Source organism: Segatella paludivivens DSM 17968 = JCM 13650, from assembly GCF_000373185.1.
Lineage (GTDB): Bacteria > Bacteroidota > Bacteroidia > Bacteroidales > Bacteroidaceae > Prevotella > Prevotella paludivivens.
The window spans coordinates 47,642-70,567 of sequence record NZ_KB890671.1 but is presented as its reverse complement, the minus strand read 5'-3'; the positions used below and the strand labels follow the sequence as shown (position 1 = coordinate 70,567).

Annotated in this window: 12 protein-coding genes; 5 read left to right on the top strand and 7 right to left on the bottom strand. The window is 39.4% G+C overall.

Annotated features, from left to right (window positions below; genetic code table 11):
* Positions 1-45 precede the first annotated feature (45 nt).
* The 5 genes from porU (at position 46) to B045_RS0111260 (ending at position 8,211) form a co-directional block, all read left to right on the top strand.
* Entirely contained in the window at positions 46-3,555 is a 3,510-nt protein-coding gene (gene porU / locus B045_RS0111280; RefSeq protein WP_018464365.1) for a type IX secretion system sortase PorU, read from the top strand.
* Between the two features lie 32 nt (positions 3,556-3,587).
* Entirely contained in the window at positions 3,588-4,754 is a 1,167-nt protein-coding gene (porV, locus tag B045_RS0111275; protein ID WP_025883260.1) for a type IX secretion system outer membrane channel protein PorV, read from the top strand.
* The gene (gene ispF, locus B045_RS0111270) at positions 4,754-5,227 is read left to right on the top strand and encodes a 2-C-methyl-D-erythritol 2,4-cyclodiphosphate synthase (RefSeq protein WP_018464363.1); all 474 of its coding nucleotides are present in this window, start codon (positions 4,754-4,756) and stop codon (positions 5,225-5,227) included. The genes porV and ispF overlap by 1 nt, the downstream gene beginning before the upstream one ends.
* A gap of 88 nt (positions 5,228-5,315) precedes the next feature.
* Complete coding sequence (locus tag B045_RS0111265; protein ID WP_018464362.1) at positions 5,316-6,050, top strand: Bax inhibitor-1/YccA family protein; 735 nt, start codon at positions 5,316-5,318, stop codon at positions 6,048-6,050.
* A gap of 244 nt (positions 6,051-6,294) precedes the next feature.
* Positions 6,295-8,211 carry a glycoside hydrolase family 97 protein gene (locus tag B045_RS0111260; protein WP_081618631.1) on the top strand — a complete coding sequence of 639 codons (1,917 nt, stop codon included), beginning with the start codon at positions 6,295-6,297 and terminating at the stop codon, positions 8,209-8,211.
* Between the two features lie 99 nt (positions 8,212-8,310).
* Here the strand turns inward: B045_RS0111260 and B045_RS0111255 are convergent, their stop codons facing one another.
* The 7 genes from B045_RS0111255 to B045_RS0111225 form a co-directional block, all read right to left on the bottom strand.
* Entirely contained in the window at positions 8,311-11,715 is a 3,405-nt protein-coding gene (locus B045_RS0111255; RefSeq protein ID WP_018464360.1) for a GH92 family glycosyl hydrolase, read from the bottom strand.
* A 31-nt stretch (positions 11,716-11,746) separates the two neighbouring features.
* Positions 11,747-14,314, bottom strand: a complete 2,568-nt coding sequence (locus tag B045_RS14620; protein WP_044067793.1) for a GH92 family glycosyl hydrolase — start codon at positions 14,312-14,314, stop codon at positions 11,747-11,749.
* An 8-nt stretch (positions 14,315-14,322) separates the two neighbouring features.
* The gene (locus B045_RS14615) at positions 14,323-15,828 is read right to left on the bottom strand and encodes a glycoside hydrolase family 28 protein (protein WP_018464358.1); all 1,506 of its coding nucleotides are present in this window, start codon (positions 15,826-15,828) and stop codon (positions 14,323-14,325) included.
* Positions 15,803-16,540, bottom strand: a complete 738-nt coding sequence (locus B045_RS0111240) for a hypothetical protein (RefSeq protein ID WP_018464357.1) — start codon at positions 16,538-16,540, stop codon at positions 15,803-15,805. The genes B045_RS14615 and B045_RS0111240 overlap by 26 nt, the downstream gene beginning before the upstream one ends.
* Positions 16,541-16,619: 79 nt before the next feature.
* Entirely contained in the window at positions 16,620-18,227 is a 1,608-nt protein-coding gene (locus tag B045_RS0111235; protein WP_018464356.1) for a RagB/SusD family nutrient uptake outer membrane protein, read from the bottom strand.
* A gap of 18 nt (positions 18,228-18,245) precedes the next feature.
* On the bottom strand, positions 18,246-21,245 hold the full coding sequence (locus tag B045_RS0111230) for a SusC/RagA family TonB-linked outer membrane protein (protein WP_026234410.1): 3,000 nt from the start codon (positions 21,243-21,245) through the stop codon (positions 18,246-18,248).
* A 108-nt stretch (positions 21,246-21,353) separates the two neighbouring features.
* A complete protein-coding gene (locus tag B045_RS0111225; RefSeq protein ID WP_018464354.1) occupies positions 21,354-22,691 on the bottom strand; it encodes a glycoside hydrolase family 28 protein in 1,338 nt (445 codons plus the stop codon).
* Positions 22,692-22,926: the final 235 nt, after the last annotated feature.

The following is a 22,926-nucleotide window of genomic DNA, read 5'->3' as shown; positions in this document are numbered from 1 at the left end:
GCTTGTCTTTTGAGATGTTTCGCTAAATATATATTGGCAACATTGATGTTGACTGTTTGCTTCACGCTCTCAGCCTCACAGAGATTCTTTAACTTGACTTACGATCAGGTAAAGATTGATTCTGCGCTGCCTCGTGTCACGTATTCACTTCCACTTGGACTTGATTATCGTGACTCAATATATAAGGTAAGCATTCTCTATCCCGACTTTATTGAGTTGCCACAAGCTGGCATTGATCAATACAATAAGATATCCGGTGCGCCCTTATCTGAATTGCCTGTAATAAATCAGTTTATTGCTGTAAATAGCAAGCAGCCATGCCTTGTTGTATCATTCTATCCCATCGTATTTCGCGACAGCCATTACCGCATATTGGCAAGCTATATGCTAAAAGTTGAGTCATCAGCAATAAACAATACTAAAGCAAAATCATCGGCAGCCATTACCAGAGCAACAGTTCCATCATCAAGATACGCAACTTCTTCTGTGCTTTCATCAGGACGCTGGGCAAAGATAAGAATTGCCTCATCAGGCGTGTTTGAACTTACAGATGCGCTTATAAGAAAGGCTGGATTCTCTGACATTTCCAAGGTTCACGTATACGGTTATGGTGGAAATCTTCAAAACGAAGTGCTTAATGAGGATGAACTTATTGCCCACGATGACTTGAAAGAAGTGGCATTATGCAATATTAACGGAAAGAGATTATTTTATGGTCGAGGTCCTGTTTCATGGAGTAGCAACGATGCTAGTAGACGCACCCGCAATCCTTATTCTGATTACGGATATTATTTCATTACACAAAACGATATAGAACCGCAGACTGTTGATTCGACAACTTTCATAAATTCATTCTACCCTTCAGCAGATGACTATCATTCTCTTTATGAGGTTGACAAATATTCATGGTATCATGGAGGACGAAACCTATTTGACAAGGACGAGATTACAACTGGAAACAGTAAAAATATAATCCTCAATAATACAGCCAATGCCAAAAGCGGAAAACTATCAGTTAACGTTAGCGCAGGCAGCAACTCAATGGTGCAAATAATGCTTAACGACTCGATACTTGGCACGCTGAATATTTCGTTGGGAAGCTACGATAATGGTAACGAGGCTGGCAACACGTATTACATCAATAACTTAAAGAACGAGGAAAACGTTTCTATAAAGGCATTATCTGGCGGTCCTATTCGTCTGGATTATGTATCAATGGCATGGGACACTCCCATTGGAGCTCCAGACATTACGAAGGGTGCATTTCCTATTCCTGAATACGTAAACAACATTTCAAATCAAAATCATCATGCTGACAAACAAGCTGACATGGTGATAATAATTCCAACATCGGGAAAGTTACTTGAGCAAGCCGAAAGACTAAAAGAGTTTCATGAGACTCATGACTCATTAAGCGTGAACATCGTGAAGGCTGACGAACTGTATAATGAGTTTTCAAGCGGAACACCTGATGCTAACGCCTATCGAAAATATCTTAAGATGCTCTACGACCGAGCTTCTACAACAGCAGAAGTACCAAAATATCTGCTATTGTTTGGCGACGGTGTATGGGACAACAGAATGCTCACTGCAGACACCAAGACATACGACAAGGATGATTATTTATTGTGCTACGAAAGCGAAAATTCGTTCAATTCGATCACATGCTACGTTGATGATGGTTTCTACACACTTCTTGATGATGGTGAAGGAGGCGACCCACAAAGAAAAGATACGCCAGACATTTCGGTTGGAAGATTCCCTGTAACATCGGCTGCCGAGGCAAAGATTATGGTTGACAAGACCATAAACTACGTGACCAACGAAAATGCTGGAGCTTGGCAAAACACAATGATGTTTATGGGTGACGACGGCAACCAGAACCTACACATGGACGATGCCAACACTGCAGCTGACATGATGGCAGAGAAGTATCCAAACTATCTAATAAAAAAGGTGATTTGGGACGCCTATAAGAGAGAGACATCTACTACAGGAAATACTTACCCTGATGTTACGAAAATCATCAAGCAGCAGCAAGCAACCGGAGCCCTTATAATGGACTACGCTGGACATGGCTCTGAAATAATGATTTCACACGAGGCAGTGCTTGGTCTTAACGACTTCGCCACATTCAAGAATAAGGCTTTACCCTTGTGGATCACAGCCTCATGCGACATCATGCCTTTTGACGGAACTACAGCAACAATTGGAGAGGCTGCCGTACTGAACGAGAACGGTGGCGCTGTGGCTTTCTTCGGAACGACACGAACTGTATATGCCCAGTACAATAAGGTGCTAAACATGGCTTATCTGAATTATGTACTTGACTACACTGGCGGGAAAGCGAATACAATAGGTGACGCACAAAGGTTGGCAAAGACAGAAATGATAACTACCGGCAAAGATCTTACAACCAACAAACTACAATATTCATTGCTTGGAGACCCAGCAATATCACTCATCAAACCAAGCAAAAAAATTGTAGTCGACTCGATCAACGGGATTTCTACATTATCTTCAACATTACCTATATTCAAAGGTGGAAGCATTGCCAAAATATCGGGACACGTAGAAAATGCGACTTCCCTAACCGGAATTATTACGGTTACGGTAAGAGACTCTAGAGAACTGGTAACGTGCCGACTAAATGACCCTACCCAAGCAGACAGTGCATTTCAATATTACGACCGCACAAAAGTGTTGTATAATGGATCTGACAGCGTGAAAGCAGGCAAATTCGCTTTTTCTTTCGCTGTACCAAAAGACATAAATTATAGCGATGGTACTGGACTTGTAAACCTATATGCCGTAAACAGCGATAGGTCAATAACAGCAAACGGACATTCTGACCACTTCAAGGTAGGAGGATCTGACGTAACCGCAAACGATTCAATAGGTCCCGCAATATATTGCTATCTTAATTCTCCTTCATTTGAAAACGGTGGAAATGTGAATACTACCCCATATTTCGTGGCACAAATAAAAGACGAGAACGGAATAAATGTCACTGGAAGCGGAATTGGTCACAACTTGGAACTTATCATAGATGGTAAAGCCACAATGACGTATAATCTGAACGACAATTTTAGTTATGATTTCGGAACTTATCAGAGTGGAACAACATACTATAATATTCCAGAAATCACAGAGGGCAGACACAAACTGCAGTTCAGATCTTGGGACATTCTCAATAATTCATCAACGGCACAACTAGACTTCAATGTAGTTAACAGACTTGAGCCAAATCTTTTCGGGGTGTCTTTGTCAAATAATCCAGCAACTATAACTACCACGTTTATTGTCAACCACGATCGTACTGGTTCTGACATGGACGTGCAGATAGAAGTTTTCGACATGAGCGGCAGAATTCTCTGGAAACATTCAGAAACAGCCATACCAACTTCCAGCGTCTACACTGTGACTTGGGACTTATGTACAGACGGAGGGAACAGACTTCACACTGGTGTTTATCTATACCGTGTTAAGATTTCATCTGAAGGAAGTTCAAAAGTAAGCAAGTCGCATAAACTGATTGTGATTGACAATAATTAGCCATCAAAGACGTTTAAACAAAAAGACTTTATATGAAGAAATACATTATAATATTGTCGCTGATTTTTACGGCAATGAATGCATCGGCACAGAAAACTGATATTTTCAATCCTGTGCGTACAGCCGTAACGTCTCAGACGATTGCGCCGGATGCTCGTGCTGCAGGTATGGGCGACATAGGTGCAGCTACTGATCCTGACGTTAACTCGCAATATTGGAATCCAGCTAAATATCCATTCACAATAAGCCGTGCAGGAATAGCACTAAACTACACTCCTTGGCTGCGCCAGCTTGTCAACGATATGGATCTTGCTACAATTGCTGGTTACTATCGCATTGGCGACTACAGTGCGGTGTCTGCCTCAATGAGATATTTCAACATGGGAGAAGTTATGATGAGCAGTTCAGAAACTGGTTCTGGAGACATGACTATCAATCCGTATGAAATGTCATTCGACGTGGCTTACTCACTGATGCTTTCAGAGAAATTCTCTATTGCAGCAGGTGTGAGATGGATTTATTCAGACCTTACTTACGATTACAGTGAGGATACTTCACCAGGAAGTGCTTTTGCGGCAGATTTGGCAGCCTATTATCAAGACTACATCAACATCGGGCAACGTGAATGCCAGCTAGGACTTGGACTGGACATCTCAAATATAGGCAGCAAGATTAATTTCGGCAGCGACCAAAACAGTGAATTTATACCTACCAATATGCGTCTTGGAGCATCTTTGATGATTCCTATAGACGAATTCAACAAATTCACGGTTGCCGCAGATGCCAACAAACTACTTGTACCAACATATCCAATACAGAGAGATAATGAGTCGAGCACGGATTATGAAGCCCGACTGCAAAAAGATTATTATGATGTATCAAGCATCAGCGGTATATTTAAAAGTTTCAGCGATGCACCAGGTGGTTTCAAGGAAGAAATGCAGGAAGTAAACTGGAGTTTAGGAGGCGAATATACCTACAATGATAAGTTTTCTCTGCGCGCTGGTTATCATCACGAAAGCGAAAACAAAGGTAATCGCAAATATTTCACTGTTGGAGCAGGCTTCAAAATGAACGCTTTTACTCTGGATGCAGGCTACGTAATAGCAACCGCTAAGAGTAATCCGCTTGACCAAACATTGAGATTTTCACTTGCATTTGATTTAGACGGAATAAAAGATTTATTTAAAAAGAAATAATGATAAGAGTAGGAATGGGATACGACGTTCACAAACTTGTTGAAGGTCGAGATTTATGGTTGGGTGGAATAAAGATTAACCACTCATTGGGTTTGCTAGGGCACAGTGATGCCGACGTATTGATTCATGCTATATGTGATGCCATTCTGGGTGCTGCAAACATGCGTGATATTGGCTATCATTTTCCTGACACTAGTGAAGCCACTCTGAACATGGACAGCAAGATTATATTGAAAAAAACTGTTGAGCTCATTTCTGGCAAGGGTTATCATATCGGTAACATTGATGCGACAGTTTGTGCAGAGCGACCGAAGATTAATCCACATGTTCCTGAAATGAGAAAATGTATGGCTGAGGTTATGGGCATTGACGAAGATCAGATTTCAATTAAAGCAACGACCACCGAGAAACTCGGATTCACTGGTCGTGAGGAAGGAATGTCAGCCTACGCAGTTTGTCTTATTGAAAAATAATGGAACTAAATAAACTATAAAAAGTGGCATTGTTTTTGTAATAGTTTACATAAAGTGCTATTTTTGCATTAATTATAAAATAAAGATTATGGAAGTACAAGATTTGGAAAAGAGAATTAAAGAACAAGAATATGGAAGAAGCTTTGATTTTTCAGCTGCTTTCCCTGCATTGATGCGCAAAGTATATCTTTGGATGACATTTGCGCTTGCCATTAGCGGAATGGTTGCCTATGGTGTCGCGACATCACCTAATCTATTGAGAGTTATCTACACCAACAAACTAATATTCTGGGGCATCATGATTGCCGAACTCGTATTAGTTTGGAAAATCAGCAACAGCGTGTGGAAACCTAATCGCTCTCTTGCTTCAACGACATTAATGTTTACGATATTTGCAGCTCTCAACGGTGCCACATTGTCATATATCTTCGTTGTGTTCGCTCCTGCCGCTATCGTAAAGACATTCTTTGTCACAGCTGGAACGTTCGGCGTTACGGCTTGTTTCGGATATTTCACAAAGAAGGATCTTACAAGTTTAGGCAGTTTGTTCTTCATGGGAATCATTGGACTAATTATTGCGTCTGTTGTCAATATGTTTATCATGAGCAGTACAATGGACTTGATAATAAGTTACGTTGGAGTAGCTCTATTTGTAGGCCTTACAGCATGGGACAGCCAGCGCATCAAGAATCAGCTTGCAATGGCTCAGGACATGAGCGAGGGTTCACAGAAGATTGCCCTGTCAGGTGCATTGAGCCTTTATCTAGACTTCATCAACCTGTTTATTTATCTGTTGAGAATATTCGGAGGCAGAAATAACTAAACTGTGTTTATACAAATACTCATTAAAAGAGGCTTCGAACGATAAGTTCAAAGCCTCTTTTTTGTTCCCAATCTAACACTCTAAAATCTTGTTTACGTTTTCTCACAATGTGTCATTTTGTATTTCAAAGTTCAATATAGAGTTGCTATTTTCTACAATTCTAATAAAAAGACACAAATATATCGATTTTTAATGCTAACTTTGTGACACCTTAAAATAGTAACATTAATAACAGTTCAAAAATATGCTTTTTTCAAAAAAGAAATTAGGATTATTATTCCTTTTTAGCGGATGCCTTTCGGTGGTATTTGCCGATGTGAAAATCACGTCGCCCAACGGGCAGTTGGAGGTGAACGTAAGTATTGACAAAAAAGGTAGCCAGGAATATGGCACACCAGTTTTTACGCTCCGCAAACAAGTAAAAGAAAACTATCAAAACGTTTTAGTGAATGCCCAGATGGGACTAACCACTAGCCAACAAGACTTTAGCTCTTTGAAAAGGGGAGAAGTTGGAAAGAGTAAAAAGAACAAGATTGATTATACACTTTTAGAAGGAAAGCAAACGCATAGCACAAAGACAGAAACAGAGCAAACAATAAACTTTGTCAATGCCAATCAGCAGGTGCTTTCGGTTGTCTTCAAACTTGCCAACGATGGTATGGCTTTCCGTTATCAAATAAAGACTTCACAAGACGAGAAAATTCTCAAAGATTTAACAGTCTATCCTATCGCTGAAGGCACTAAACGTTGGATACAAAAATATATTCCAGATAGCTATGAAGCTTTTTATCCCCTTACCACAGCTGGATATGATGCCAACCGACCAAACAATCGTCTATGGGCTTATCCTGCATTGATGGAAATATCAAACGGACTATATCTATTCCTCACCGAATCAAACATCACCTACAATCATTGTGCATCTCGATTGAACAACCAAACCAAACCAGACGCTTACCATGTGGAATTTGCTGATCCTTCACAATCTACCCAAGGTGACAAGTGGGAATCATCGTGGCGTGTTGTACTAGCTGGCAACTTGGCTACGATAGTTCAGTCTACAAGAGTGACCGATGTTGCAGACCCAAATGTTCTGAAAAAGACTGATTGGATTCATCCAGGAAGTGTGTCTTGGATTTATTGGGCTTATAATCATGGTTCACGCGACTTTAAGAGAGTAAAAGAATACATTGATTTGGCAGTTGATATGCATTGGCCTTATAGTTTGATCGATGCAGAATGGGACGAAATGGGCAATGGTGGTAATGTTGAAGATGCTGTTGCCTATGCAAACTCAAAGAAGATAGGAATAATGGTATGGTACAATTCTAGTATGAATTGGGTGAGCAATGGAGCTCCTGGTCCTTTTTATAGACTTAATGACTCCGACAAGAGAGAAAAAGAATTCTCTTGGTTGGAAAAGATAGGTGTCAAAGGCATCAAGGTAGACTTTTTTAAAGGTGACGACGCACAAGACATGAATCTATGTATCGACATTCTTAAATCGGCAGCTCGTCATCATTTGATGGTGGTTTTTCATGGAGCGACCCTGCCTCGTGGATGGCAACGCACCTATCCGAACCTTATGACGACCGAAGCTGTTTATGGTGCTGAATGGTACAACAACAATGGAAAGATGACTAAGGCTGCTGCTAGCCATAATGCCACTCTACCATTTACTCGAAATATAGTAGGCTCAATGGACTACACTCCAGGAACTTTTACTGATTCTCAGTATCCTCATATCACCACACATGCACATGAACTGGCTCTTCCTATTTTGTTTGAGTCGGCTTTGCTACATAATCCAGACCGTCCTTCAGCTTATGAAGCAATGCCTGCACAGGTAAAAAAGTTGTTTGCTACTTTACCTACCGTATGGGATGAAACTCGCTTCTTGAGCGGATACCCTGGAACTTCAGTAGTTATTGCACGAAGAAAAGGCAATACTTGGTATGTAGGAGGTATTAATGGAACCGACCAAAAGCTGACGTTGACATTTAATCCAACGCAACTTGCACCAAACGCCAAGACATTTGCACTCTTCACAGATGGTCCCGATGGAAGAAGTTTTGCCATCGATGCAGCTAAAAACGCCCAGCAAACTCTTAAAATTGATTGTTTGCCTAGAGGAGGTTTTGTAGCAGTCGTTCGTCGTTAAGTTTAATCAATAAAAAAAGAAGCCTTGAAAAGTAGAAAATAACTTTTCAAGGCTTCTTTGTATAGTGTTGTTCTGAATCTTATTTCCCCTTTAGATTCTTTATTTCATTAAGTCAGGTGGACAATCGTTGCTTGCACTACCCCAATTCTTATTAGGATTTGGTCCCATAACAAATTTCAACACTCCATTTCCTTTCACCATTTCGTGAGTAATGTAGTTATGAGTATAAGGCTTTCCGTTATACGTTGCACTCTGTATATAGAAATTCTTGTCTGAAACGTTCTCTGCTTCTATTACGAATTCACCAATCGTTACTTTTTTGAATGTAGGCGTTCCAATTACGTAATATTGTGAAGCAGGACAAACAGGATAAAATCCAATTGCCGAAAACATATACCATGCACTCATCTGCCCAGCGTCATCATTACCGCTTAGTCCACCAGGAACATCGAGATATTCTTTATCCATGATGTGGCGAACTATTCGCTGAGTCTTCCATGGTTCTCCAGCATAGGCATACATATAAGGAATCTGATGACACGGTTCATTTCCATGCCAATAATATGATTTTGTGAAGGTAGAATCGTCTGAAGCATTAGATATTCCAAAGAGGTAATCCAATTTAGACACATATTTATCTTTTCCACCCATAACCTTAATCAATCCATAAACATCATGTGGAACATAGAAAGAATAATGAATTGCTGCTCCCTCTGTGATGAATGGCACCCTACTCAAGATATCCTTGTTGCCAAGCCATTTACCATTCTTATAGCGTCCATCAGCCCAACCGGTAACAGGATTAATAACATTTTTCCAATTAGCAGCACGCTTCATAAGCAATTTATAATCATCTGTCTTGCCCAAGACCTTTGCTGCCTGAGCCAAGGCATAATCATCATAAGCATATTCAAGAGTGCGGCTCACCTGCTCGTGCGTATGAAAAGCCTCCATAACACTATCCTCCATTGGAATATACCCATACTTCAAATAGTTTTTCAAGGCACGGCGTCCCATTCCATTCTTGTATTCCTCAAAAGTCTTAGGACTCTCAAAGGCATTCTTGCGCATTGCTTCATAAGCAATCTTTTCATCAAATCCGCTTACATTTTTCACGATTCCTTCAGCAAGGGCTGCACTGCAATGATCACCAATCATGGCAGCTGTATAACTATTCCATGCGGGGAATATTGGCAGCCAACCACCTTGCTGATACATATCAACAAGACTTTGCAGATAACCACCTGTTTTATTATCAATTATAATATTCAGCGGACACAGTGCACGATAAGTATCCCACATTGAGAAATCCTGATAAACGCGACGATAGATTGGTCTACCGGCAAATGCCCCTAGAGAATGTTGCATTATCTTCTTTCCACCAGCGAAAGACGGATAGCGACCATCCTTGTCACTGAATGCACGAGGAAGGAAACTAGCACGATACAATGCGCCATAGAACTTGTTTACGGCAGCCGTATCAGAAGACCCTACTATTACTTTTGCTAACTTGCTTTGCCAAGATGAGACAACACGGCAACGAGTGTCATAAAATTCCCAATGTGGAACTTCTTGAGCAATATTATTGAATACGCCCTTCATGTCAACAAAACTCGTTGACGCCTTGGCTAATATCTCGTCGCCTTCATTTACATCGAAAGCAACGTAAGCTACAGAGTCTTTAACACCATATTCCACAATAGGATCCTCAAATTGCACGGCAAACCAGCCATTGAAACCAGCCTTTTCACCCCAACCTTGATAAATACGATGCACTGGATTGTAACCATAAATGCAGTTTTTTGCGGTGTCTACAGCAATAAAGCCTTCTTTTTCGTCACTATTTGCATTTACTACGAAATAGGCTTTACCACTCTTATTATACTTAAAACGGAACATTGCGGTGTGGCTCATTCCGGTCATTTCAGCTTGAAGGTGTTCATCAGGCAGTACGACAGAATAATAATCAGGATGAGAAATTTCATCTGCATGGCTGAAACGTGAAGCACGCTCTTCCGGTTTAAGGCGAAGTACGTCCATTTCTGGCATAAGAGTGAAAGAGCCATAGTCCTGAGTACATCCACCTACCATCCAATGACTTGCACGGAATCCTTGAAACTTCTTGTCTCTATAATAATAAGGAGCAAGACATTTTTGTTCTGTATCTTGTGTCTGCGGAGTCCAGAAGTTCATTCCATTAGGTTCAAATGCAGCAGGTAGAGTCTGTCCGTGTTCCTCCTTACCATTTCCATAAACACCGGCATTGCGGATAACAGAAAAGTCAGTTCCCACCATTGTATTTATAGCCTCTATCTGTCCATGTAACAAAGCATTCTGCATTCTCTTATGTACATATTTCTTTAATGACTCCCATTGAAAGTAAGGACTTTCCTGACGCAGTCCGAAAAGTTTCACTTCATGCTCATTAAGCATCAGCTTCACAATAACATTCTTACCATTGGTATAAAATATCATTTGCAAGTTTGCAGCCATCGGAACAACCTCGTCCATCTTATCAACACGTTCATCAGAAAGAGTTGAAATACCTAGAAGCGACATTAGATGATACAATGCTGTATCGTGTCCGAATCTGAGGTCAGCAGACGTACCACCATTGGCAACGGCATTATCAGCCTTAGTCTCAATATCATTCCAAAGGCTAAATGCTGAACGTGAAGGTGCACTGTAATTATCAGGAGACTGACCGTTACAAATCCACATGCGCTCATTGTTCTGTTCGTATACGGCACGACATTCGTCATCGTTTATAACATCGTCAAACCTTATCTTCAACTCAACATCCTGCATATCAGAAGCAATAGCATGAATCTCTCCCATAAGTTTATCTGGATCTGATATCTTTGAAGGATCTTTAAACAATGCAGCTGCAAAACGTTGTCCGTTGATATAAGCCTTAACTTTTGTTCGTGCAGAAAGAGCTCTCAGTTCTGGTGACTCGTTAGCGATCCAAACCATATCAGCAGAATCAACAGTCTGTTGAACAGCTGTCTCTCCCTTCATGAGTTTATTAAGTTCGTCGCTGAACGACTGCATACTTTTCACACATCTCCCCACTATACTAGCGTGTGCAGTGACTTTGTTCCCATTAAATACTTCTGGAAAGTTAGCATACATTCTATCGGCAATACCACGATGCTGTGCAGCACCAAGAGCTGTGAGTTTTCCACCATTGCCCTTCGCGTTATTCCAAACTTTTGCAAGTCGTTTCTTAAGACTCTTTCCTAACTTTGTAAGATTAGAATCGTCAGCAAACTGACTATTCACCCATTCGTAGCGTGAGTCAGATGGGAGCCAACGTGAACCATGACGACCATAATGCGAAATATAGAATACATGATAGCCTTCAGGAACTTTTGAGTAGGTGATATTTTGCGGAGCTTGGTATGCATAGTAAACGCCGCCCATCTGCTCTCGTGATTTCTGAGCATAAGAAAGACTGACGAAGCATAAAAGCAGTAACAATAAAGATAGGGTCTTTTTCATAAAGAGGAAATAATGTTGTTAGGTTGCAAAATTAATCATTTAATTCCAAATTCCAATCTATTCCCAATGGGTTATTGCGCATTTCTAACACCCATGGCAATTCTGCCGATGTAGAAATTTTCATTATTGTGCCGTCTATATCAGCCTTAACTGTAATGATATTTGCGTCAGCATTGATCATTCGCCATGTAATCCCATTATATACAAACATGCCGTCACGTTTTAATTCACTCAAAGCTTTGAATGAAATAAAAAGGAATGTTTCATTGCATTTATAAATATTACTACCCTTCTGTGGACTATACCAACAGAAACCTTCTGCATTCTCCATTACAGTTTTTGGGATGGAATAGAGCGAGTTGTTACATAAAAGTCGCAATGTATCGTTGTTTGATAGATCACACTTCACTATCCAGTTTCGATACTGTCTGTTAAGAACAAATTTACAAAGATGTGTTGTTGCACTTGCTGATAAATTAAAAGCACGTGTGCTTTCTGTTTCTTTCGTTTTCGGCGACTTTGCCACAGCATTATGATTAGGCAAGTGCAATGTTCCACCTTTGAGAATATCCTCATGTCTGATGAAATTCATTTTCCATCTATCGCCTTTTGCGTCAACGTCCAATGTTCTGCCATTTGGCAAATCTATTGAATACGACTTTATAAGCGGTGAACCTACTAGATAAAGATTCTGACCTGCAACAGGATAAAGTCCCAACATATTCCAGACTAACCATGAAGACATAGCCCCACTATCGTCATTACCAGGAAGACCATCGGGACGATCACTGTAATTATCATTTACAATCTGCCTAATGCGCTCGCAACTAAGTTCTGGTCTATCTGCCCAATGATAGAGATAGGGGGTCATAAAACTTGGTTCATTAGCCACATTATAATGATTGTTTTCAAAGAATGTGTCAAGTCGCTTTATAAATTGTGTCTTCCCTCCACAAGCCTGAATAAGTCCTTTTACATCGTGAGGAATACTCAAACTATATTCTGCCGAAAGGGCTTCATAGAAGAATGTTCCCCACCAAGGAATATACCACGGTGCAACCTTCGTATCGGGAGTATATGGAATAAGAGGATAATAGACTTTGGATTTACCCCATACAACAGAATCCAACCAATTACCATCGGCATCACGAGGCATTATAAATCCGCGCATTCCATGCCACTGATAATCACTACGCCATAGATTACGCCAGTTGCCTGAGCGCTTCAGATATTTATCATAGAGAGCTTTGTATCCTAACCCTTTTGCTACTTGCGCAATGCACCAGTCATCGTAACTGTATTCTACGGTTCTGTTCCCAGCACGGTCTATTCCATAAGGAATGTAACCCAATGAATTATATTCTGCAATTCCTCCACGCCCTTCCTTCTCAGCGTCAACGGGAGCCACTTCGGCATCTTTTATCATTGCCTTGAATGCATGTTCATAGTCTATACCAGAGAGTCCCTTAGCAAATGCGTCGGCAATGACAATATCGGCATTGCTTCCGCCCTGTGTTCTTCCATTGCAGTTTCCACTTCGTGCATCTGGCATATAGCCTTCGTTGTCATATATGTTTATGAGCGAGTTCACGATATCACGCTGCCTTTGTGGAGAAAGGAGTGTAATAAGCGGAGACGAAGTACGATAGGTATCCCATATAGCATAGTAATCATCATAATACGGAACAGCCGTCCAGTTAGGATTTTCACCGCTTCGGTCTACAGGCATCAGCATTGTATGATAAAGTGCAGTATAGAACATTCGTGACTGCAATTCAGATGCATTTATTTTAATCTTTGAGAGCAAACCATTCCACGTACTGTGAAGATGCGCCAATTGGTCATCAAATCCACAACTAACGATATTCTGTCTTGCTTTGTCTGTTGAAACGAAAGAGATTCCAATCTTCACATTCACGGTTGATTTATCAAACATCACCCACGCATATTTGCTATCTTGGGTCATACTTTTCTTAAACGGCACATCGCTCTGAAGACAGAAATACACTGTATATGGTCCACCATTATTCCAACCTCCTCTAACTGTGGAGTATCCTGTTATTTGATACTCGCCATTTATATTTATCTCACTGCCAACAAACTGCTGCGCCTCACGTTTGTTGGGAATAGTGTCTATACCTAGAAATGTATGGGCGTCGACAAATAAGCCGTCAAGGTTTCTTAAACGATAGATTGCACAACGTTCACTTGTGGTGATCTCTGTCTGGGGACCTTCTTCATAATCACAAGAATAATATCCCAACGACATTGTCTCGGCACTGCGATGCTGAGGATATTCTGTCATAAAGGCTGTTCCCTTAAACGGTTGGATAAGGATATTGCCGTATTTCTGTCCTCCACCTGTTCCACTAACATGAGTCTGACTGAAACCCTTTACGGCTTCAGGCATTTTCTCCCAACCGGCATTTGGCATTGATACACAATCAGGACCAGGCTTAACCATTCCATAAGGCATTGAGGGACCAATAAAGACACGTCCTTGTCCTTCACTGCCTATTTTAGGATCTACAAACTTTGTGTATTGCGCATGGATAGACAACGCAAAAAATAATGATATAATAAACTGGATACGGCGCATAAAATAAGTTATTTGTCAACGAAATATATTTGTCGGCTTTTGTCTCCTGGAAATGTAACGTCTTTCAACGTAACGTCGGCAGCATCTTCGAATACAATTGCTGGACGGAAATCATTATCAGCAAGTGACAATTTCACATTGCTGAAAGTTATCCCAGAAACATGCCTCACATAAAAGCCCCATGAAGGAAGTTCTCCAAACATTGAGAATTCGGGATACGACTTTATCTGTTCGTCTATCTTATCAGCACGCCACAACGGAACGTAAGCCATTCCCATTGTTGCCCTACCTGGATAAACTATATTGATATTCTCAAGCATAACGTTTTGTATCTTGTTGCCAGGTATTCCACAAATGCTACTTGGAAAAGGGTTATGGAAAAAATCAACTTCCGGACCACGAAGATCATAATTTTTATCTGGTCTTTCAAAAGGAATAGTACAAGTAATATCACGAAGAATAATGTTTTTCATACATCCTTTTTTGCTTCCTGCGCGCTGACCAAGTCTAAGAAAGATAGCATTACCAGTGTTTACGGCATTAATCCGTTCAACACATACGCTATCAATGCAACCACCATCAACACTCTCTAAAGCTATTGCCGAACGGAATGTATCTAAAACTTTGATGTCGGCTATATGAATATTTTTGAAACCTCCCCAGGAAGCTGTACCAAACTTAACACCGCTAGCACTACTTTTCAAGTTACATCGCTGAATATCTACATCTACGCAAGAAGAATTTGCATGATAAGATTTCAGACAGATAGCATCGTCAGCAGAATTAATTTCGCAGTCTGATATCTTAACCCGCTGGCAATCGTCAATATCAATACCGTCATTATTCCAGTATGCACGATTATTGATACTAAGATTTTTAAGATTTAAATTAACACAAAGGTCGAACGATAATCCCCAGCATGAACTGTTTTTCAACTGCAAATCAGAAACGGTGACATTCTTTGATTTATAAAAATAGAATAGTTTGGGGCGTACCTGTTCACTAGGTCGCATTCGTCTGACATTATAATTATTATCTTTCAACATTCCCTTATGATAGAGACTGTCAATATTTAGTGCAAGTATCAATCCCTGACCGTCAATAGTTCCAATACCAGTAATACTGATATTCTCGGCGTTATCAGCCAACACAAGCGCAATGTTTGAATTATCATTGCGCTTGTCTGCTGTAGGTTTAGCATTTATTGAATAATAGTCTTTAGGATTGGTACTACCCAGAATCACAGCACCGTTCATAAGATGCAATTCGACTCCACTCTTTAGCATAATACTCCCAGTAAGATATTTACCAGGAGTTACATCAAGTCTGCCGCCACCATTATTACAGACTCTATCAATTGCACGCTGCAATTGCAGCGTGCATAATGTATTACCGTCATTGGCTATCTTTAATTTTGTCGTATTAAGAACTATTGCATACGATACATTATCACCAATGAATAGGCAAATAAAAAATAGCAATATTCCCTTAATTGAAATAGAATGTAAATTCATATTTCTCACCATTTACGGATATTGAATAAATAACATTATCTGTTTTTACACCTTTAAAAGCTACAAAACCAGAATGCTCTGTATTATTAAATATAGTATTTTCTTTCCAATAGCCGTCTACGATTTTCTTAATCTGGGCTTCATCTTCCTTAGCGTTTTCTTTATAACGCTGTTCATTATTCTGATCCAACAGTATTCTATCAGTAGTTGACTGAGGATTATAGGCCATTGCATCAATAGCACCATCAGCCAGTCCACCAAGTACATTTCCCCAAGCTTGCTGGTTACGTACTTTACTTATGTATTTTGAATATGAATAGATTGGCAAAGAGTCTCTTTCAACATTTTCTTTTTTTCCTCCATCCTTAATGTATTTCGCAGTAGTAAGATAACGTGTGTCCTTACTCTTCACGCCTTTCATTGCAAGAGCATGAACACTTATACCCTCTGGTTTAAAATCAAAAGCCTTACCCGTTTTGTTGCGCAACACAATCACAGGTCTTGTATAATCATTTCCTGGAGAAACGATAATCAACAAACCTTTATCTGCACAATATTGTACAGGGCGTCCATCCTTAATGAAACTTCCATATTGCTTTACCAGCATAATGTTTGTTGTATCCGCATTTTCATTTATTTCGTTAGCAGATATTGGTTGTGCTAGTGACAGCAAACCGCAAACAGCACATAAATAAATAATAGTTTTTTTCATAAATATAGCATTAATAGTATTTTCTAAATAAATAATAGGGGCAGATTTTTTCTACCCCTATCAATCTTTTATGTAAGGTTTAATAACCTGGGTTCTGTTTCCATCTTGGATTCACATCAAGATCTTGCTTATGTATTGGGAAGATTCGACGAGTCTTATCAAAGTTTGCACCTGGGAATCCCTTATAATGAGGGAAATACTCATCTTCAAAATGACCGAAACGAATCATATCATTACGACGCCAGTTTTCATCAAAGAACTCACGTCCACGCTCCTCATAAATTTCCTGAAGAGTTGGATTATGATCTATTGTTGGGGCCTTTACATAAGAACGAATCTGATTGAACAAGCTCTGAGCTGTCTCGCCATTTGTAGCAGTTCCGCCACGTGTGATTGCCTCAGCCTTTTCTAACAAAATATCAGCGTAACGGAATATTGGCAAGTCATTAGACTGGTTACGTCCATTTTTGAAATCATCATTCGTTACAAAGAATTTTATTGGACGATAACCTTGACGCCATCCTGTTAAATTATCACCAACATCAAGAGTTTCATCTTGCTTTATCAAAGTAATACTCTTTGTAAGCACCAAAGGTTTACCGGTTTGGTCAAGAGCAACTTTACTTGTTGGCAAAAGAGTTGTAGGATCATATACATGAACCGTGTCACCGATGATACAATTATTACGTTCATCACCAGGTAGATTAAACAAACTTGCGAATTCTGGAGTAACTGTCATGTAACCACCACCAGAGTTTGAAAGGTTCATACCATAGTAACTAGGATTCATGCTCTTCACATCCTTATAAGAATGTGCACGACCATATTGCATACCAGTTGCTGTATAGGTATCATAAGGCATCACATAAATGAAGTCCTCAACCTTCAAACTAGAGTTGTTTGGACCAAACTTAAAGCGATAAGCCATTGAACCAAGATTAAACTTACCTGATTTAATGATATCATCACAAATCTTGATACAGTCATCAAGCTTCTCATTCTTTGCTGTTGCAGCATCATATTGATCTACAGATGCAGCAGTATAAACAGGCCAGTTGATATACAACTTGGCAAGCAGAGCCTCAGCCATATATTTTGAAGGCTTTCCATAATTATCTCCATTAACATCTGTTGGAAGGTCTGGAATTATTGCAAGAAGCTCTTTTTCTATATATCTTGCAACATCTGCGCGAGGCTGACGATCTCGAATATCAATACCTTTTACTGTATTATCAATGATAGGGGCATCACCCCAAGAATCCATCATGATGAACTCAAAGAAAGCACGCATAGCACGAGCTGGAGCAACATACTTAACATCAGCATCACTATTGATAACTTCATTTGCAGTTACTGTTCCTGTTCCAAGATTATTCATCCAGTCTAAAGTAGCGTCTTCGTATGTGTAGTCATGAAGACTAGGATGAGCATAAGCATAAGCATCTAACCAACCACCATTATATGCAACAGCGGTTTCTTCATCACTAGAAAGAGCCTGTGCCTCCATATATCGACGACCAAAGCAATCTTTCATTTTGAAATATATGTTGGCCAGTTTAGCCTGAATAGCGATTTCACTACTTGGATATGTTGTATATTGAGACGCTACTGGAACATCTAAGTCGGTACAACCAACAGCAAGAGTCAGGATGCCAGTTGCAAATAATAATTTTATATTTGTATTCATATTATTTTCTCTTTATAATTAGAAATTGACTTTCATACCAATCAAGAATGTACGTGTGTGAGGATAATTGTTCCAACGATAATCTACACCTGGATCAATTCCACCCAAATTAACTTCTGGATCAAGGCCCTTATAACTTGTAATGGTAAATACATTATTGCAAGTTACATAAACCTGTGCTGATTGAATCCAATCATTAAACTTACGGAATGTGTAACCAATTGAAAGACTTTGCAAGCGAAGATAACTTCCATTTTCAATGTAGCGATCAGATGGAATATTTGAAAGGTTATCAGTAACAGGACGAGAGGTAACATATTCCTTCAAGACATTCTTGCCACCAGAGAAGAAGTCTGGAGCTGTGTAATGAGCACGTGTACCATTATAAATTTTATTACCGAATACGCCCGTGAAGAACATGTCGGCATTCCAATTCTTGTAATTAAATGTATTGTTCAAACCAAGATTCAATTTAGGCTGTGCACAACCTGTAATAGTACGATCCTTGTATGCTGGAGAATTTGTTACTTCACCAGTACGCTTACCTGTTGTTTCATCATGCACATAATATGTTGACTTGCCATTAGCATCATAACCAGCAAACTCATAAGTATAGAATGTACCAAGAGGTTCGCCTTCCATAATACGCTGAGTAAAACCATTCGCAGAAACGCCTGCTACACGAGGATCGCCCTGTGCAAATGTAGATGTCTCATAAGAATCATTAGACAACTTATTTACCTTATTCACATTATGTGACAAGTTAAGAGTTGTATTCCAAGTGAAGCTCTTAGTCTTTATTGCTGTTGCATTCAATGAGAATTCAACACCTCTATTTGTTATTTCACCAACATTTGCAGCAATTTGATTAAATGGATAGATATAAGGAGAAACTGGATAATCCCAAATCAAATCTTTTGTTTTCTTATTATAGAATTCAATAGATCCATTGATACGACCACCAGCCAAAGCATAGTCTAAGCCAATATTCAACATGCCTGTTGTCTCCCATTTCAAATCTGGATTAGCCAACTTTGTTGCACCTAGAGTTACATAGCTATTTCCATTATATGTAAAATAAGAACCTGATGAACCATAAGTACTTACTGCAGAATAAGCACCAAATCCAAGTGCGTTACCACTGACACCATAACCAACACGAAGTTTCAAGTTAGAAAATACGTTTTGATTTTTCATGAATGATTCCTCTGTAATATTCCAAGCAGCACTTACTGAAGGGAATGTTCCCCATTGGTGACCACTACCAAATACTGAAGAACCATCACGACGGATAGTAGCCTGTAGCATATATTTGCTATTATAAGAATAACTCAAACGGCCATAGAAAGAAATATTACGAATAGTTTCTTTTGTTCCACTTTGAATAGCAGGCATTCCGTCAATAGCACCAGCGTAAGTAAGATTATTCCACTTCAAAATATCATCAAAGAAGTTATGAACTGTTAGACCGAAACCGTCATTATTATTTTTTTCTTCCCAAGAATAACCCGCCATCAATGATAATTTGTGAACTTTATTGAAAGTCTTATCATAGTTTCCAAAAGTTTCAAAAGTCTGCGAATTATTAAAATATGTATTACGAGTTGCACGACCATTGTAATCTTTCAATCCAGGAAGCTGAGAATTATGAGAATCATAAGAACTATATGTACTCTGCATATTATCATAAGAATAGTTCATATTCCAAACAAAGCCATCCATAATCTTAAGACTTGCTTTACCGATAAACTGCATACGTTTGTACATTGTCTCAGAAGTATCCTCATTAATCAAAGAAAGTGGATTATAGTTTTGTGAACCAGAACCATCAGACCATGTACCATCAGTATTTTTAACTGGCAATGTTGGATTATAATAGTTCATCGCATCAAGGACAGACTCACCATCCCATCCATTGGCTACACCCTTATGTTTTGCGTATAGTGAATTTACACCTGCAGAAAGTTCCAAACGATCTTTAAGAACTTTTGTTGTAATCAAAGAACGAACGTTCAAACGATTCATGCCTGACCCCTCTACAACACCCTCACGATTAGCGAAGTTTACACTAGCTACATAAGTAGTCTTGTTTGAACCTCCATTAATAGACAAATTATGATTATGGCTTACGCCAGTACGAAGAACTTGCTTTTGCCAGTCTGTACTTGATTTACCATCATAGGCATAATCCAATTTATTGGCTGTTACATAATTACGAATGTCATCAGCAGAAGCCATATCCAATGTCTTCAATGCATTGTCAAAAGCTACATAACCAGAATATGTTACGCTTGTACGGTCTTTACCATTCTTACCACTCTTGGTCGTAATAATTATAACGCCGTTGGCTGCCTTTGAACCATAGATAGCTGTAGCTGTAGCATCACGAAGTACGTCTATGCTCTCAATATCATCAGGAGCAACCATAGAGATGTCTACACCAGGAATACCATCAATTACATAGTATGGCTGCATAGCATCTCCTGTACGTAATGAAGATGCACCACGAAGAGTTATACTAGGAGAACCGTTAGGGTCACCACTTGATGTTACCACCAAACCAGCGACCTTTCCTTGCAACATACTTGCTGCATCAGAGAAAACTCCGACATTCAAATCTTCTGACTTAACTGTAGTGATAGAACTTGTTACATCCTTACGGCGCATTGTACCGTAACCTACGACAACCACCTCATTAAGAGTTTTATTGTCTTCTTTTAATATAATCTGATTATTATTGCCAGCTTTTATTTCCTGTGGATTAAATCCAACATAAGAAACCCTGAGCTTTGCTCCAGGCTTTACATTCAACACATAGTTACCGTCAATGTCGGTAACAGTTCCATTTGTTGTTCCGACTTCAACAACACTTACACCAATAAGTGGTTCACCACTGGCATCCTTTACGGTACCCGTGATTTTACTTTGTGCAAATGCTATTGTACTTAAGAATAGAAGCAAAGCTGAAGCGATGACTCGCTTACAGTTTCTCCGGATTTGATTTTGTACTCTACGCATAATTGTCTGTTAAAAAGTTATTGTATCATTTTAGGAGCAAAAGTATCACTGTTATATTACAGCAATCTTAATTTTATATTTCTATTAGATTAAGAAACGCCACAAAAATTAGAATCCATAGGCTTTCACGCCTGTTGTATCCAAAGTCGCAACGTTCTCGGTCACTATAGCATCCAGATTATTATATATATAGCCATCTCCACGGCATGGGCGCTTATCATAAATGCCCGTGTCATATTTTGTTTGTCTTGTTTTTTTCAGTACTACATTATTAAAGTGAATGTTGTTGACCTTGTCTTTTGTGTCTCCACCAATGAAACATCCATTCTCTGATGTTGCAACAATATTATTAAAGTAAATATTGCTCACTTCTCCAGAGTGACCCTCTGTCTGTCCCTTCGGGAATCGCCAGTTAGCGTCCTTATTATTGCCGTTGGCACGTGGATAGCTCGTAACATAGATAGGTTCAGCCTTTCCCCACCAAACGTCACTCCACAACCTACAGTCTAAGATGATATTAGAGAACATCACATTTGTAACTGTTCCTTCGTCACGATTCTGTATTCCAAGTCCACGATTGCTGCCTTTAATTATACAATTATCAACTGTGACATTGTAAATGGAATCCATATTTTCAGATCCAATCTTAACAGTGCAGCTGCGACTTGCCATTACGCAGTTGGTAATCACGATATCATGGCATGAACCATATTGCTGAAATTCACGTCTATTCTTCAGACAAATTGCATCATCACCGCTTGTGATGTGGCAATTAGCAATGCGAATGTTCTTACTATGGTCTATATCTATTCCGTCGCCATTACGGATTTTCAAGTTGTTAAGCAGGTTTATTCCATCAATCACAGCACCGTCACATCCTATAAGATGCACTGTCCAATATGCGCCTTCACGTATTGTAACATCCTTTATAGTGAGATTGCGAACATCTGTAAGACTAAGAACATGGGGACGCGGATCAAAAGTTGTCACTGGCTTTAATTCATAACTATCATTAAGGTCCTTACCCATAAAACTTATTCCGTTTCCATGGATACATCCTTTTCCTGTGATAGAAATATTATCAGCATTGTTTGCCCATATCCACAACATGCCCTCACCTTGGTTCTTTCCAAATGCGCTAATGTGATAAACCGTCTCGTCAGGATTGGCCTTCAGTGTAGCAGTTGTTTCGAGATGAAGTTCTACATTTGACTTCAACTGTAATGGACCTGAAATAAAAACATGATTAGATGGGAACAAAACAATTCCACCACCACTTTGCTCACATTTATCTATTGCTTTTTGTATTGAAGAAGCATCATCGGCAACACCATTACCTTTTGCACCATAAGACATTACGTTATAAACACTCTCCGCCTTGACGAAAAGTGTCAAGACAAGGAATATGGTAGTTAGTAAAAATGTTTTCCTCGTAATGCGAATCATGGACAAATGTTGAAAGTTTCGTGGCAAAGATAACAATTTTTTTAAAAATGCAACAAACTTTTCGCGTTTTTCTTCATTTATGACAAAATAATGATTCTTATTAAAAATAAAATAATAATTTTATAAAGTTTATTTCAGTATTTCTACGCATTCACATAGATTTGTCTCCCAGCACTTTTGGTTCTTCGTCAATTTAGGGGGGATATCCTCAATAAACCTATTCCGGTTAAAGACA

What these genes read in the sequence shown, in the direction of transcription:
- porU (WP_018464365.1), top strand. Translation starts at nt 46, where the DNA reads ATGTTGACTGTTTGCTTCACGCTCTCAGCCTCACAGAGATTCTTTAAC.
- porV (WP_025883260.1), top strand. Translation starts at nt 3,588, where the DNA reads ATGAAGAAATACATTATAATATTGTCGCTGATTTTTACGGCAATGAAT.
- ispF (WP_018464363.1), top strand. Translation starts at nt 4,754, where the DNA reads ATGATAAGAGTAGGAATGGGATACGACGTTCACAAACTTGTTGAAGGT.
- B045_RS0111265 (WP_018464362.1), top strand. Translation starts at nt 5,316, where the DNA reads ATGGAAGTACAAGATTTGGAAAAGAGAATTAAAGAACAAGAATATGGA.
- B045_RS0111260 (WP_081618631.1), top strand. Translation starts at nt 6,295, where the DNA reads ATGCTTTTTTCAAAAAAGAAATTAGGATTATTATTCCTTTTTAGCGGA.
- B045_RS0111255 (WP_018464360.1), bottom strand. Translation starts at nt 11,715, where the DNA reads ATGAAAAAGACCCTATCTTTATTGTTACTGCTTTTATGCTTCGTCAGT.
- B045_RS14620 (WP_044067793.1), bottom strand. Translation starts at nt 14,314, where the DNA reads ATGCGCCGTATCCAGTTTATTATATCATTATTTTTTGCGTTGTCTATC.
- B045_RS14615 (WP_018464358.1), bottom strand. Translation starts at nt 15,828, where the DNA reads ATGAATTTACATTCTATTTCAATTAAGGGAATATTGCTATTTTTTATT.
- B045_RS0111240 (WP_018464357.1), bottom strand. Translation starts at nt 16,540, where the DNA reads ATGAAAAAAACTATTATTTATTTATGTGCTGTTTGCGGTTTGCTGTCA.
- B045_RS0111235 (WP_018464356.1), bottom strand. Translation starts at nt 18,227, where the DNA reads ATGAATACAAATATAAAATTATTATTTGCAACTGGCATCCTGACTCTT.
- B045_RS0111230 (WP_026234410.1), bottom strand. Translation starts at nt 21,245, where the DNA reads ATGCGTAGAGTACAAAATCAAATCCGGAGAAACTGTAAGCGAGTCATC.
- B045_RS0111225 (WP_018464354.1), bottom strand. Translation starts at nt 22,691, where the DNA reads ATGATTCGCATTACGAGGAAAACATTTTTACTAACTACCATATTCCTT.